11 protein-coding genes are annotated in these 14,631 nt (G+C 52.8%); 10 read left to right on the top strand and 1 reads right to left on the bottom strand.

Going from position 1 to position 14,631, the window contains the following annotated elements:
• The first annotated feature begins 20 nt into the window (after window positions 1–20).
• The 7 genes from KF749_16890 to KF749_16860 all read left to right on the top strand — a co-directional run bounded on the left by KF749_16890 (window position 21) and on the right by KF749_16860 (window position 9,150).
• Window positions 21–695, top strand: a complete 675-nt coding sequence (locus KF749_16890; GenBank protein ID MBX2992830.1) for an ankyrin repeat domain-containing protein — start codon at window positions 21–23, stop codon at window positions 693–695.
• A 43-nt stretch (window positions 696–738) separates the two neighbouring features.
• Entirely contained in the window at window positions 739–1,608 is an 870-nt protein-coding gene (locus KF749_16885) for a hypothetical protein (GenBank protein MBX2992829.1), read from the top strand.
• A gap of 72 nt (window positions 1,609–1,680) precedes the next feature.
• Entirely contained in the window at window positions 1,681–2,979 is a 1,299-nt protein-coding gene (locus tag KF749_16880; protein ID MBX2992828.1) for an HlyC/CorC family transporter, read from the top strand.
• A gap of 14 nt (window positions 2,980–2,993) precedes the next feature.
• Complete coding sequence (locus KF749_16875) at window positions 2,994–3,410, top strand: MmcQ/YjbR family DNA-binding protein (GenBank protein MBX2992827.1); 417 nt, start codon at window positions 2,994–2,996, stop codon at window positions 3,408–3,410.
• Window positions 3,343–4,704: an aspartate aminotransferase family protein gene (locus KF749_16870; GenBank protein ID MBX2992826.1), complete on the top strand. Its 1,362-nt coding sequence runs from the start codon at window positions 3,343–3,345 to the stop codon at window positions 4,702–4,704. The genes KF749_16875 and KF749_16870 overlap by 68 nt, the downstream gene beginning before the upstream one ends.
• A 388-nt stretch (window positions 4,705–5,092) precedes the next feature.
• Window positions 5,093–7,039 (top strand): T9SS type A sorting domain-containing protein, encoded by a 1,947-nt coding sequence (locus tag KF749_16865; GenBank protein MBX2992825.1) that lies wholly within the window; start codon window positions 5,093–5,095, stop codon window positions 7,037–7,039.
• Window positions 7,040–7,272: 233 nt separating this feature from the next.
• Window positions 7,273–9,150, top strand: a complete 1,878-nt coding sequence (locus KF749_16860; GenBank protein ID MBX2992824.1) for a T9SS type A sorting domain-containing protein — start codon at window positions 7,273–7,275, stop codon at window positions 9,148–9,150.
• Between the two features lie 88 nt (window positions 9,151–9,238).
• Here KF749_16860 and KF749_16855 read toward each other — a convergent pair whose 3' ends face one another.
• The gene (locus KF749_16855) at window positions 9,239–10,132 is read right to left on the bottom strand and encodes a prohibitin family protein (GenBank protein MBX2992823.1); all 894 of its coding nucleotides are present in this window, start codon (window positions 10,130–10,132) and stop codon (window positions 9,239–9,241) included.
• A 219-nt stretch (window positions 10,133–10,351) separates the two neighbouring features.
• On the opposite strand from KF749_16855, the gene KF749_16850 reads away from it, so the two are divergent.
• The 3 genes from KF749_16850 to KF749_16840 all read left to right on the top strand — a co-directional run bounded on the left by KF749_16850 (window position 10,352) and on the right by KF749_16840 (window position 14,488).
• Window positions 10,352–12,538 carry a S46 family peptidase gene (locus tag KF749_16850; GenBank protein ID MBX2992822.1) on the top strand — a complete coding sequence of 729 codons (2,187 nt, stop codon included), beginning with the start codon at window positions 10,352–10,354 and terminating at the stop codon, window positions 12,536–12,538.
• Window positions 12,539–12,945: 407 nt separating this feature from the next.
• On the top strand, window positions 12,946–13,812 hold the full coding sequence (locus KF749_16845; protein ID MBX2992821.1) for a deoxyribonuclease IV: 867 nt from the start codon (window positions 12,946–12,948) through the stop codon (window positions 13,810–13,812).
• Between the two features lie 103 nt (window positions 13,813–13,915).
• Window positions 13,916–14,488, top strand: coding sequence for a DinB family protein (locus tag KF749_16840; GenBank protein ID MBX2992820.1), 573 nt, complete (start codon window positions 13,916–13,918; stop codon window positions 14,486–14,488).
• The last annotated feature ends 143 nt before the right edge of the window (window positions 14,489–14,631 follow it).

Here is a 14,631-nt window from a genome sequence, read left to right as displayed (position 1 = left end):
ACAACCACAAAGGGAAAACCATGCTTGATCGAATTGTTGACGGCCGTACCGATCTTGTTTTCGAGTTCGTCTCCGCTGGAAATCCGGCGACTGCGACGGATGCCAACGGAGTTTCCCTCATCAAATGGTGCGCTTATTACGGGGATGTTTCCGCAGTTCGATTCCTCCTTCAGAAAGGTGAGTCGTTGAAGTCGCTCGGCGAAAACCTCGACCTCAACGGCGCGGCATTTCACGGACATTGGCAGTTGTGCCAGTTCCTCATCGAGCAGGGAGCTGACGTCAATTTCCCTCTTCCGGATACGGGTGAAACACCTCTTCATGCCGCGCTGTGTACCACTGATCGGCTTGCACATGATCGTGTTCTGAAAGTCCTGCTCGCTCGCGGAGCAAATCCCAATTGCGCAACGCGGGCCGGTGTTGAAACAGGAAACTTCATGCGAGACTGCCGGACGAAAGCTGAAACCCCGCTACACCGCGCAGCCGCCTTCGGTACTGAAGAAACGATTCAGCTTCTTCTGCATGCAGGCGCCGCTCTCGATGCAAAAGATATGAACGGAGATTCCCCGCTTTCCTGGGCGAGCTGGTATCTTCGTCCGCCGGCCATCTTGAGAAAACTGTGTTACGGGCATTTTACCATTCACCCCGACCATGCCGGAAGCATGAGAGCAACTTTGCTTGGCAAACCGCATAACTGAAAGTTCCACCAACCATATCTGATCATATCAAACGGTAATTCCTATGAGAAGAACAGCTTTCATCACTCTGCTCGTCTGCTCACTTACACGGGTTGCCGCCGAACAACCCGAGAGCGAACTGCGTGAGTTGACCGGCCATCCATTCAAAGTCTATTTCAGTCCGGGACACGAAGAGAGGGCGGGCGCCATTGCCACGCGAACCACCAGGGCGCTGAACTATGTAGGCGGGCTTGCCGGGTTCTTCCCCGAAGTGACACTGTACATCCTCAGCCCTGAGCATTGGAGCACATACGGCACATTTCCGGTGTACGGGATGGCGCATTACGACAAGGAGAGGCTCATCGTGGCTGCTGAAGACAATGATTTCTGGCGGAGTTTTCTGCCGCCGCTTGAGCAACTCCCCGCTGATCTCGCGAAGCAAATCAAGCGGGCGTACACAACGGAGTCGGGGACGCTGAGCATGAGGGCATTCTTCGACCTGCTGGCGTTGCATGAACTCGGCCACGCATTCCACTCACAGGGCGGATTGAAAATGCAGCGGTTGTGGATGCAGGAATTGTTCTGCAACATCATGCTGCACACGTATATTGCCGAGAACGAGCCGGAAGATCTTCCGGCGCTGGAGGTGTTTCCTGAAATGGTTGTCGCATCGGGCGCTGAAGGATTCCTGTTCACAACACTTGCCCAATTTGAGGAGCGGTATGACAACATGGATCCGCGGAACTACGGCTGGTATCAATGCCGCTTGCATGTTGCCGCAAAGCATATCTATGAAGCGGGCGGGACAGACGCATTCGTGCGGTTGTGGCATGCACTGAAGGAACAGAAAGAAAAGTTGGGCGATGAAGAGTTTGCGCTGTTTCTGGAGCGGAACGTTCACGCTCGCGCCGCTCAGGTTCAGACAGCTTGGTAGAACGATGGTGATTCATCAACAACGTGGCAAAGATCAAGACGAGTAATGATATGCAAGAATAACGAGGCGTCCATGTCAATTATCGCGTTTGAAGTTCTCATCATCGTCTTCCTGACGATATTCAACGGTGTGTTTGCGATGTCGGAGATTGCCATTGTCTCGGCTCGCAAAGCCCGTTTGCAACAATGGGCGGAGAAAGGAAATAAGAAGGCACGCGAGGCACTGGAATTATCCAACAAGCCGGAGGAATTCCTTTCCACCGTGCAGGTCGGAATCACCCTCGTGGGAGTTCTTGCCGGCGCATTCGGCGGTGCAACGATTGCGCAGCATTTGGCCGCGGCGATTGCGACTACACCGCAACTGGTACCCTACGCCGAAACCATTGCCGTCGGGCTGGTGGTTATTGCCATTACGTATCTGTCTCTGATACTCGGCGAGTTGGTGCCGAAACGGATCGCGCTCAACAACGCTGAGCGGATCGCTGCGTTCATTGCTCCCCCGATGCGGGTCCTTTCCCGGCTGGCGCTTCCCGCTGTCTGGTTTCTGAACTTCTCCAGCAATACACTCCTCCGGCTCTTTCGGTTTCAACCGACCAAAGAGCCTCCGGTGACGGAAGACGAGATCAGGATCCTTGTCCGGCAGGGCACGGATGCGGGCGTTATTGATGGCGACGAACGCGATATTATCGAGCGCGTGTTCCAGCTGGGAGGGCGGGGCGTCAGCGGCATTATGACGCCGCGTAACAATCTTGTTGTGTTCTATGTTTCGGATTCCGCCGAACAGCTTCGGCGAAAGATAGCGGAATCCGGCCACGCGTTGTTTCCTTTGTGCGAAGAATCCCTCGACAACGTTCTGGGCGTTGTCCGGACACAAGACCTGCTCGCGCAAATGCTCGCCGGAAAGGCCCCCGACCTTAAAGCCATCGTGCATCAGCCGTTGTTCCTCCCCGATTCTGTCGAGAGCATGAAGCTGCTGGAGGAGTTCAAGAAAACAGGCAACGATACAGCGCTTCTTCTTGATGAGTATGGAGGACTGCAAGGTCTCGTCACCCCCACCGATATTCTGAAAGCGCTGTTGGGTGGAGTCTCCTATCACGCAATCCCGAAGGCAACGTTGCGGGCCGACGGCTCATGGCTGGTGGACGGGATGTTATCGCTTGAGGAATTCAAGGACGTGCTGAAGATTGAGCATCTGCCCGAGAGGGAAGAACGCGCTTTTGAAACGGTGGGCGGATTTATCATGGATTTGCTCGGCCGCATACCCGCTGCGGGCGATGTCGCCCGGTGGGGGCGGTTCCGTTTTGAGATTCTTCACATGGATGAACGCCGGGTCGACAAGATCATTGTCACCCAGCTTCCTCAAGAGGAATAAAGCCGGGGATTGTGTTGAACATCGAAACCATACGCGCAATCTGCACAGAACTTCCCGGAGTTACGGAAGACATCAAGTGGGGGGACAACCTCTGCTTTTTGGCGGGAGGGAAGATATTTTGCATTGCAAATCTCTCCGGCAGTCATTCTGCCTCATTCAAGGTGACGGAAGAGGAATTTGAAGAAATGGCCGACAGGCCCGGCCTGTGTCCCGCTCCGTATCTGGCAAAGAACAAATGGATTATGGCGGAGAGGCCCGATGCCATGACCCGCACTGAGTGGGATCGATATCTCACACAGTCCTACAATCTCATTACATCGAAACTCCCTGCGAAGACACGCGCAGCATTATCCAGGAAGAAGAATGCAAAATCCAAAACATCTCGAAAGCGAGTCGCTGCATCAGCTCGCCGCCGCGCTCGCACGACTTGATTCCGGGTTCCTGAATCTCCCGTCGTTTACCGCTTCGACCGGCGAACCCGGACGGCTTGAGCACGTTCTTGCCGAAGTTGCAGAACGCATGCAGAACAACTATCCCTACTTCCATCCGTTGTATGCGGGACAGATGCTGAAGCCGCCGCATCCGGTGGCGCGGGCGGCATACGCGCTGGCAATGTGGATCAACCCGAACAACCACGCGCTCGACGGTGGCCGCGCAAGCTCGGCGATGGAAAAGGAAGCCGTTGCGGAAATTGCCGCGATGTTCGGATTGAAGGAACATCTCGGCCACCTCACGGGCGGCGGCACGATGGCGAATCTTGAAGCGCTTTGGGTTGCAAGCCGGGTTCGTCCCGGTGTTGTTGTCGCCTCGACGCAAGCGCATTACACGCACAGCCGCATCAGCGCAGTTCTCGGACTGAAGTTTGAATCTATTCCGTGTGACCGCAACGGACGGATGGATGTTGCGGCGCTGAAGCGAAGACTTGAAGCCGGGGGCGTCGGGACAGTCGTTGCAACCATCGGCACAACGGCGACCGGCTCTGTTGATCCTCTGCCGGAGATCGTGGAGTTGAGGAACACGTACAACTTCCGTCTGCATGCCGACGCGGCGTACGGCGGATATTTCATTCTTACAGAGAATCTCGATGAACACGCCCGACATGTGTATGATCATCTCGGCGAAGCAGACTCCATCGTCATTGATCCGCATAAGCACGGCCTGCAACCGTACGGCTGCGGGTGCGTGATCTTCCGTGACCCTGCGGTCGGCAGGCTCTACAAGCATGATTCGCCGTACACGTATTTCAGTTCCGGTGATTTGCATTTAGGCGAGATAAGTCTCGAATGTTCGCGTCCCGGCGCGGCGGCGGTTGCGTTATGGGCGACGCAGAAACTTCTGCCGTTAACGAAAGGTGGAGAGTTTGCAGCCATGCTCGGCAGCGGGCGCGAGGCGGCGTTGAAACTGTACGACAAGCTGCGTCACGATGCGAGGTTCATTCCTGCTTTCAATCCTGAACTCGATATTGTTGTGTGGGCGATTCGCGCTGCAAGCGTCAGCGAGGCTTCTACCATCGCCCGAGGAATTTTTCACGAAGCAGCGAAGGCAAGCCTTCATCTCGCTCTTGCTGAGTTGCCGGTCGAGTTCTTCGATGTGTCGGGAATGAAGAAGGAGAGAGAGACAATTCTCTGTCTCCGCTCGGTTCTCATGAAGCCCGAGCATAACGAATGGGTTGATCGGATATGGGAGATTCTTGATAGAGTGGCGACGAAAGTGGTGCAATCCTGACAAGATATATTCCCGCCTCACTGTTCCTTGCACTCGCCCGAATAGAGCGCCGTGACAGGAAACGTGACGAACGTGCAAATGAAAACATGACCAATTTTGTCACATTGTCCGTTAAGAACTTTCTCTTCCCGCAGATTTTTTTCTTGACACTACTGTAATTCTGACGTACATTTCTCCCGTGATGGGAGAGAGAAACAGAGCCAAGCTCTCTCTCTCTCTCTCTCTCTCTCTTAATATAGCAATGATCTGAAGTTCGATACTCGTATCCTTCCTCCCGAACTGCTGAAAGGACGAACATGAGAAGAGAGAAGCTGATTGCGGCGATGGCCTTCCTTCCTGCCACTTCCACATCTACTCACTGCCATATCCATACGCTCAAGGGGGAACTATGATTTCGCGCGGAGCTTTCCGTCTGTTTAGTCTTTCCATTGCTCTCATGTTTGCTCTGCCTCCGGCGAGAGCTGACGAACCTCTGAGAACTCTTCAGGCCTTCGGCGTTGCAGTACAGCACGGCCAGCCCGTCTATCCCCTTCCTGCCAATGTCGCCCTTGGTCTGTACGACCCCGACCCGCTGCTTGACCTTGCCTATTACCACGAGGGCAGAGTTCAAGTTTGGCGCAACTTGGGCAACGGGACGTTCGGGAGTGTGCCGGTGTACGAACAACCCGTAAGCGGAGTGGTCGAGAGGATAGAGTTCAAAAAGCGACGGATGTGGACAGAAACCATCTTTGATATCAACAGTTGGAGTGATTTGGTTCTGACGTTTGTCGATGGGCACGTGCAAACGATTTCGTATGAGTGGATGAACAACTCGTACCGGGGTTTTGCCGCGATGCCACAACAAACAAGTGGTTTCCCGCCGCTCAACTTTACGGAGGTATGGCGAAGCGAACGCAATCCCGGACCTGCACGTTACCTGCATATTGGAGACATCGACAACGATGGGAGAATGGAACTAACGTACAATGTTGTTGACAGTGCGAGCAACTTTGAGAGACTAACCGTGTTTGAGAACTATGGACATGGCCAGTACCGTGTGGAATGGGATTCGTTGATGTCATCCGGTTCAGCATTTGCAATCACTGATATGGATAACGATGGTCGGAAGGAAATTGTTGTGACATACCTTACGCAGGGTGGTGGCGCAGTCGGGTTTCTGGAATGCTTCGGCGAGGGACAGTTCAGGTTCTATCAATCGAACATCGGCTTCGACCGGCCGCCGTTCCGTGCACGGCAAACGGATATCGATCGCGACGGGATCAGCGAACTCACACTGTTAACCAGTGATCCCAACAGGCTTTTTGATCGCACGCTGATTTATGTCGCGAAATACTCCGGCAAGTTTCCAAGTGGCAACGGCTGGATTATGACGTTCAGTTCGCAGGAGCTGGCGCGGTATCAAGGTTATGCGTTTGACATGGCAGTGGGTCAGGTGGACGGCCAGGGACGTGAAGAGATCATTCCTGCCGGCGGCTCATTTGGTTTTCACGAGCCCGCTCCCATAGACTATCTCTGGTACAGCGGCATACCCGGGCCGGAGTTGTGGCGTACACGACGGATTCACACCGGCCTTCAGTCCGGGACGGGTGCGGTCATGTTTGTCAACCTCGATGCCGACACGACGATGGAATTCGTTAGCGGCGCGCCGGGGCCTGTAGGACATGGTTCCATGTTTGCGTTGAAGTATGTGTCGGATACAACATGGAGTGTGCTGTGGGCTGATTCGTCCTTGCGAAGCGCACCTCTGTGGGTAAACTCAGGTTGGTTGAACGGGCGGTTTGTTGCCGCAGGAGCGAATGTGTGGACAAGCGGCATGGACACTATGTACGGCGAGTTACACGCGTACGAATCATTGGGGAACAAAGTTGGAGTATGGCACAGGGATTCAATTTCCATTCAGCAATTTCACCTGTTAGATGTGGATTGGGACGGTAGGACGAATCTTGTTTTCGCACAAGCATCACATTTGCAAGGTCATCGTCTTGTTGATTATGAGAGCGATACGGTTGTTGTTACAGTGAATCCATCGCCGGACATGCCTCAGAGGTATGCACTTCATCAGAACTATCCTAATCCATTCAACCCCGCCACTCAAATCCGTTTCGATCTCCCACAGAACTCGTTTGTTGATCTTCAAGTCTATGATATTGTGGGCAGAGAGATGAGAGCCCTTGTGTCAGAGGAAGTTGTGGGAGGGTCACACACTGTCACATGGAACGGAACAAATCAGAAAGGAGGTGCAGTCAGTAGTGGCGTCTACTTCTACCGCATGTCGGTACGAAATAGACTGGGGACATACTACATAGAAACGAAAAAGATGCTGTTGCTTCGGTAGGGGGATACCGGAGAACAAACAGCCATTCGATGGGTTCAGCACCGAATGGCCGTATTACTGTCCGCGTTACGCGGAGACAAACGCATCATCCCAACGCTGTCGGAATGGAAGGGCGGCTGATCATTGCACCCCCTGACCTTGGTCAGGATGGTTGCCCTTTGCGTTTGCTATGCTAAATAAACCAAACATGGGGTGCAAAATCAAACATAATCATTCCAGGAAAGGAAACACCCATGAAACGCCTTATGATGTTGTTTGCGCTGTTTGTTCTCTTTGTCTCATCAACTCTCCTCGCTCAGGATGAGGAGGAAACGCTGACGACGTTTTTCCTTGACACGCCGATTACTGTGTACATTTCATCGAGCAGCATACCTTCGTGCCAAGCTGCCCTTTCGTTTGACCTCGAAACTATCAATGAGGATGGGTTTCTCGATGTTGCCTTTGGAAGGGCCATCGGCTCAAGCGAACCTAACCGATATGGGATTGAAAACTACAACAACGGGTCAGGAGAATTCCCAAATGGGGATGCTGAGTTCTTCTTTCGGTTGGGCTACTGCGAAGTACCGAGTCAGATCAATAATCTTGTGTTCGGCAAACTCCGATCGAATGTGCCAAGAAAAGACCTTGCGTTCCTCTGTGACGACAGCACGTTCATATTTCTGAATACCGGGAATGGGATGGAGGCCCCGCGAAATCAAGCGTTAGTTGGGAAGGCGACGGACGGTAGTTGGGGTGCGTTCGACTACACAGATGACTATGAGGATTTGGTTGTTACAAATGGGGCAAATGAAGTCAGAATATACAGAAGCCTGAACAATGGTACTGTTGACGCAAACCCCATCTTCACTTCATCGATTGCCGCGACAAAGGTTGTGTTGGCGCAGGTGAACAAAAGCATTTATGAGGCCAATGAAACGAACAAGTGGGACCTCGTCTCTTTCTTCGGGAACATCCTCTCTATCCGTCTCAACGACAACAACAACGGCTTCAACTCGCCTGACACGATTAATATCGGAGACGGAATAAGTGATGTAGCAGTGGGAGACTTGAATGATGATGGGTACAATGACATTGCGGTCGCGAGTTATTCAAACGGTTCCGTGCGGGTGTATCTGAATAACACATCCGGTGCAATCAATCACACGCCGGCTTGGATCGGATCAAACATCTATGCTAATCGCGTTGTCATCGGCGATCTGGGCTCACCCGGTGATGCAGAGAAAAACGACGGTCTGAATGATCTCGTCACCTCACATCCTCAGCTTATCAGGCGAGTGTTCATAAATGATGGAAGTGGAGACTTCATTCAGGAACAGTATATCGGTGGCAGCCCCAGCGCCTCGGTTGGAAAGATCCTCCTCGCTGATGTGCAGAACACAGGGGGATTGAGCCTCGTGTACCGTGAAATATACTCGCCCATTGGCGGGCCGACGACAATGGACATCAAAATACTTCATCATGTAGGCGACCCTGCTCCTGCCCCACCTAAAAACGTTAGCGTTGTCTCCGTTCCCAGAGGATACGGCAATTACAACGATGCAAAGATCACGTGGCGTGCCAACATCGAACGGGATCTCGCGGGCTACGTCCTGGAACGTCGCATCACCGGCGTGTGCGGAAACGGAAACTGGTATGTGCTGACGCAACTCGATGAGTCAACTACGGAATATATCGATGAGATTTCAACCGTGGGCGGAAACAACTGCCTAGCAGAGTACAGGCTAAAGGCATTCGATGCGGAGGATAATTACTCCGACGCCTCCGCGGTGGTGCAAATCGGATTCGGCAGTGACATTTGGAAAGCAAATACGGATCAAGGCAACAATCCCCGGGTCTTTGCTCTCCATCCGGCGTCTCCCAATCCCTTCAATCCCTCCACACAAATCAGGTTCGATGTGCCGGAGGATAGCCATGTGTCGCTGAATGTGATTGACGTTTTGGGAAGGAAGGTTGCTGAGATCGTGAATCACAATTACGCTGCCGGCTACCATTCAACAACGTGGAGCGCTGCCAATCTTGCCAGCGGGGTGTATTTTCTCCGCTTCGAGGCAAGTGATGGAAATGGCATAGTCAAGTTCTCAAAGATGAGCAAGCTTGTGCTGACAAAGTGAAGAACCAGACTTACCGGTAGAACCCGAAAAAAAGAAATCCCGCCTTCTCATCGGAGGCGGGATTTTTCTCGAATCTCCGTTCGCCTTCTTACTTCGTATCCAGAATAATCGGCAGCCCGTCTTTGCCGGCGCCGACGATCACCACCTTGGCATTGTTCGAGGCGGCCAACTTTTCCGTTGCCTCGATGCCCTTCCAGCGCAGCAACTGCTCGCTGATCCCCGCGGCGACGATCTTCTGGAAATCTGCAATACCCTGGGCCTCAATGCGCTTGCGATCAGCTTCCTGTTTTTCCTTCAACAAAATGAACTCCATCCGTTGTGCCTCTTGGTCGGCGCGCTGCTTTTGCTCGATGGCTTCCGTCAGTTGTGAGGGGAGTCCCACATTACGTAACGGGGTTGTTTCGATGATGATTCCGCGCGGGCTCACCATGCGCGAAAGCTCCTTCTGGATGTTTTCACCGAGACGTTCACGTTCGGTTGAATACAGCGCGCTTGCCTGGAAGCTTGCCGTCACCGCGCGGCTGACCGACCGGAATTGCGGCTTCAGCACAATTTCCTCAAAATCGCCACCGCTGATTGTCTGATAGACGCGTGCCGCCGAGTCCGGATCAAGCCGGTAGAGCGCGCTGATCTCGAGTCTGATTGTGAGACCTTCCTTCGAGAGGACTTCCATGTTCTCCTTCAGCTCTTTCGTCTGAATCGAGAACTTGATGACATTCGCAAGCGGGTTCACGAGGTTGATCCCGGCGGGAAGCGTTCGCGGAGAAACAATCCCGAAGAAGTTCACGACCCCGACGTGACCCGCGGGGATAACTGTAAATGCCTGCGCGATTGTTGCCAGCGTGAAGAACGCGCCAACAGCGGCAGCCAATCCGGCCGAACGGGCATACAGCGGGTTGTTTTCCTGTACAACCTTTTGACGTGCCGAGCGCCACGAGAGAAATGCCCCGATGGCGATCAATAGTGTGAGAATGAATAGCATGATAGACTCCTTTCATTTAGTGGGATGGAAACACGTTCAGGCTTGCAGCAGAACGGATATGCGGCATTACAACTTCCAAGTAGTCACAAGATACAGACTTGTCCGGCGAGTTGCTATTAGAATCGGTATGCCGTATTTTGAAGAGGACGAGGTGGTAATCCTTCCGACGTCATCCGGTACATGCAATCCTGTTCTCAATAATAGAAAGTAAAGTAGATTATGAATAAGCGCGCATTGGTGCTGGCCATACTGTTTTCATTTTCCGCGTTACAGGTGAACGCGGACGAAGGCATGTGGCTGCTCGACTCCATCAGCAAACTGCCGATGGATGGAATGAAAAGGGCCGGCCTCGAATTGACGCCGGAACAAATCTTCAGCAACACGCATCCGAGTGTGAAGGATGCAATTGTTCTTCTCCCCGGCGGCACCGGCGGATTTGTTTCCGCCGAGGGTTTGATTGTCACAAATCATCATATTGCGTTTGCCGGAATTCAAGAGTTAAGCTCCGTTTCCGACGACTATCTGAAGAACGGTTTTCTCGCGGCAAGCCGCGACAAAGAACTTTCGACATCCTACACAGCCGAAATCGTTCAAACCATCACCGACGTGACCGCCGAGGTGTTTTCGGCGACCACCGATCAGATGAGTGAGGATGAACGCGATCGGGCAATCCGTTCCAAACGAAAAGAGATTGAAGATCGCATGCAAGACAGTACGAATCTCGCATGCCGCGTTACCGATATGTATGGCGGCGTCAAGTATTACCTGTTTACTTCACTTCAGTTGAAGGATGTCCGGCTCGTCTATGCCCCACCGGAGGCAATTGGCGTGTTCGGCGGCGAAACGGATAACTGGACGTGGCCGCGGCATACCGGCGACTTCGCATTCATGCGCGCCTACACAGGGCCCGACGGAAAGCCAGCCAAATATTCAGAGTCGAACATCCCCTACACGCCAAGAAAATTTCTCCCCATTTCACTGGATGGCGTGCCTGAAGGTTCGTTCGCGATGATCATGGGTTTTCCGGGAAGAACGTTCCGTTACCGCGAAGCGTCATCCATTCAACTCTCTCAAGAAGTAGCCCTGCCCCTCACGAACGAGCTCTTCACGCTGCGGACGGGAATCATCGAGCGCTGGGGACACAGGGATCGGGCTATCGCCATCAAGTATGCGTCGAAGCACCGCCGTCTCGCCAACACGCAGAAGAACTCCGTCGGCACACTGGAAGGACTGAAACGCACCGGACTTGTTGCAACGAAGAAGGCGGAGGAATCACAACTTGCCGCCTACATTTCCTCCGATACTGAGGCAGCGAAGAAGTACGGCAATCTTCTTGCAGATTTGAAAGCAGCAAACGACGAACTCCGTTCCTCCGCCGTGAAGAATGTGTTCTCCAACAACGTGAACACCGGCGTGGAGTTGTTCATGATTGCAGCGCGGTTCGGAACGTATGTGAATTCTCTCAAAAAGGATGATGCAGGAAATATGCGCGATGCAGAAGAGAAAGATCGTCAACCGGTGCGCGATTTCCTTGGCGGATTGTTCAAGGATTTCGATGTGAATGTTGATAAGGAAATGTTGTCTACGATGATTCTGAAGAATGCCGAACTGCCCGAGAATCAGCAAGTAAAGGCATTTGCCGAAATCTACGGACGAAGAACCGGGAACGACCGCGAGCGGAAAGTTCGTGAGTTTGTCGATGAATTGTACGACGATACACGCCTTGCGAAGCAAGAAGATGCGGAAAAGTTGTTGATGCGAAAGCCTTCCGCCATTCTGGGCGATGATGCGATTGTCTTCTACCGGAAATACGCCGCCGAAGCCTCTGCCGTTTCTTCAGTATATCAAAGTGTGTTGCGCAAAATCAACAGCCTCCGCACGAAGTACGTTGAAGCGTGGCTTGAATGGAAGAACACCGACGTGACATATCCCGATGCAAACCGGACGATTCGCTTTACCTACGGAACAGTCCAGCCGCTTGCTCCGCGGGATGCCGTTCTGTACAGTACAGTTACAACACTTGCGGGCGTCATGGAGAAGGAGTCGGACACGAACGAGGAGTTTCATGTTCCGGCAAAGCTGAAAGAACTCTGGCACAAAAAGGACTTCGGCCGCTACGCCGACCCGAAACTGAATGACGTTCCCGTTGCGTTCATCTCCGATCTCGACATCACCGGCGGCAACTCCGGCAGTCCGGTGATTAACGGGAAGGGCGAGTTGATTGGCTGTGCATTCGACGGAAACTGGGAAGGGGTTGTTGGCGACTACATCTTTGAAGATCGTCTGAATCGCTGCATCAGCGTCGATTCGCGCTACATGCTGTTTGTGCTGGACAAGTTCTCCGGAGGCGAACACATCCTGAAAGAACTCGTGATTCGTCAGGCAGGCGCGACCTCCTCGTTGTAAGCTGAACATCAGTTCCGGAATCGGGCTTTCGCAGAGGTCGCGGAAGCCCGCTTCATTTTCGGTTGTGACGATCAAAACTAACCGAATCCCCTAATCCAACCACAACAATTTGCTTTACTGTACCGAAAGGAGATGCAGAATAGATGGTGCAAACAACCCGGATTCTAGGTCCGGGTTTTTGTTTGATGCACCGGCGCCGTCCACCCTTCAACATGGTGCGGGGTTTGCCTCTTCGCAACCGCATCGTTATCTTTCAAGCCTATGGCAGCAGCACGATTTCCGGGACAGTGTCTCGGAAAACAAAATACGCTCTCGACGGCTTGCAGACCAAGGCCCTCGCAGCCGAATAGGAGAAAGAGAAAACTCTTGAATGGAGATGAGAGAAGTAAGTGATGCACCCTCTCCCCATCCTTCTCGGCGCACACATGTCCACCGTTGGCGGTGTGCATACGGCATTCGAGCGCGGCACACGCATCGGCTGCACGACGATGCAAGTGTTTGTCAAGAACAACAACCAATGGGCAGGCAAGCCTCAAACGCAGGAAGACATCAACCTCTACAAATCCGAAGAAGCAAAAGCGGCAATTGCCCCCGTTGTTGCTCATGCCGCCTATCTCATCAACCTCTGCTCGACAAACGCCGGCGTTCTGAAAAAATCCCGCACCGCATTTGAAGACGAGTTGAGACGTTGCGAAGGATTCGGCATCAAAGCGCTTATCTTCCATCCCGGCGCACATCTTGGTGCTGGAGAGGAGGAGGGCATCAAACGTATTGCCGAGTCGCTGAATCTCGTTCACGAAAGAACGAGAGGCTTCCGACCCCTTAGCACGCTGGAATGCACGGCCGGACAAGGCAGCGCAATCGGATATCGCTTCGAGCATCTTCGCGGAATTATTGATTTGGTTGATGAGAAAGATCGCATGGCAGTCTGCCTCGATACATGCCATCTCTTCGCCGCCGGATACAACATTGGAACTGAAGATGGTTGGAATGACACGATCAAACAGTTTGATGAGATTGTTGGATTGGATCGCCTGGTTGCCATTCACACCAACGACTCGAAGAAAGCCCTCGGCTCCCGCGTTGACCGGCACGAACATATCGGCAGGGGGATGATCGGACTGAAGGGTTTCCGGATGCTGATGAACGACGATCGACTTGCTGATATTCCCAAAATCCTCGAAACAGAAAAAAGCGATGATATGCACGAGGATGAGGAGAATATGAACGTCCTGAAATCATTGAGGCATCTGCCGGATTCTAAAGGCGTTTAAGAGCCGTTGACGGGTTGAGTTTGTTGTTTAGATTATGTAGACTTAGCCTCCGAATACACCCTAACAAACTGTTCTTTCACAATCCCCGGAAAGGAGTTGCGTTATGAAGCGCAGCATCATTCTCGCATGTGTACTGTTTTTTGCCGGTTCATCGTTTGCCGATGAGCCGAAGGGCTTCCGTGCCGATCTGCTTGGGCAAATATCCCATGTGGAGAAGCAAATATTAGATCTGGAAAACGCCATTCCCGACAAGAAGATGACATGGCGCCCCGCCAAAGACGTCCGCTCCGTCAGCGAAGTGTACATGCACGTCGCGCTTGCCAACTATTTTCTTTTGTCCTTCTTGGGGGTTGCTCCACCGGAAGGTATCACGCTTGGCAATACGGATTCCGCTCCTGCCTGGGAAAAGTCAACGACAAACAAAAAAGAAATTGCCGACCGGATGACGTCGTCCTTTACTTTCACGAAGAATGCCATCAAGGAAATGTCTGATGAGGATCTCGAGAAGCAAGTGGAGTTCTTCGGTCAGAAGTTATCGGCGCGGTCGATGCTCATGGTCTTGCTCTCCCATTTGCATGAGCATCTCGGTCAATCCATTGCCTATGCGCGCATGAACAACGTCGTGCCGCCGTGGACAGCGGCACAGCAGGCCGCAATGCAGAAATCAGCAAAGTAAGCACGCAAACCACGAGGCGGGTCTCACCTTGGGTCCGCCTCATCATTCCCATTAATCTCATCATAGTTATGAACGACGCAAGGCTCGCGCATTTGTCAACAGACGAAGTTGCTAACATGACGACTCCTTCTTTGCCGACCGTT

The sequence above is a fragment of the Bacteroidota bacterium genome (assembly GCA_019637975.1).
GTDB lineage: Bacteria > Bacteroidota > Ignavibacteria > UBA10030 > UBA6906 > CAADGV01.
The sequence above is the reverse complement of the archived record's forward strand: the minus strand, read 5'-3'. Positions and strand labels throughout refer to the sequence as shown.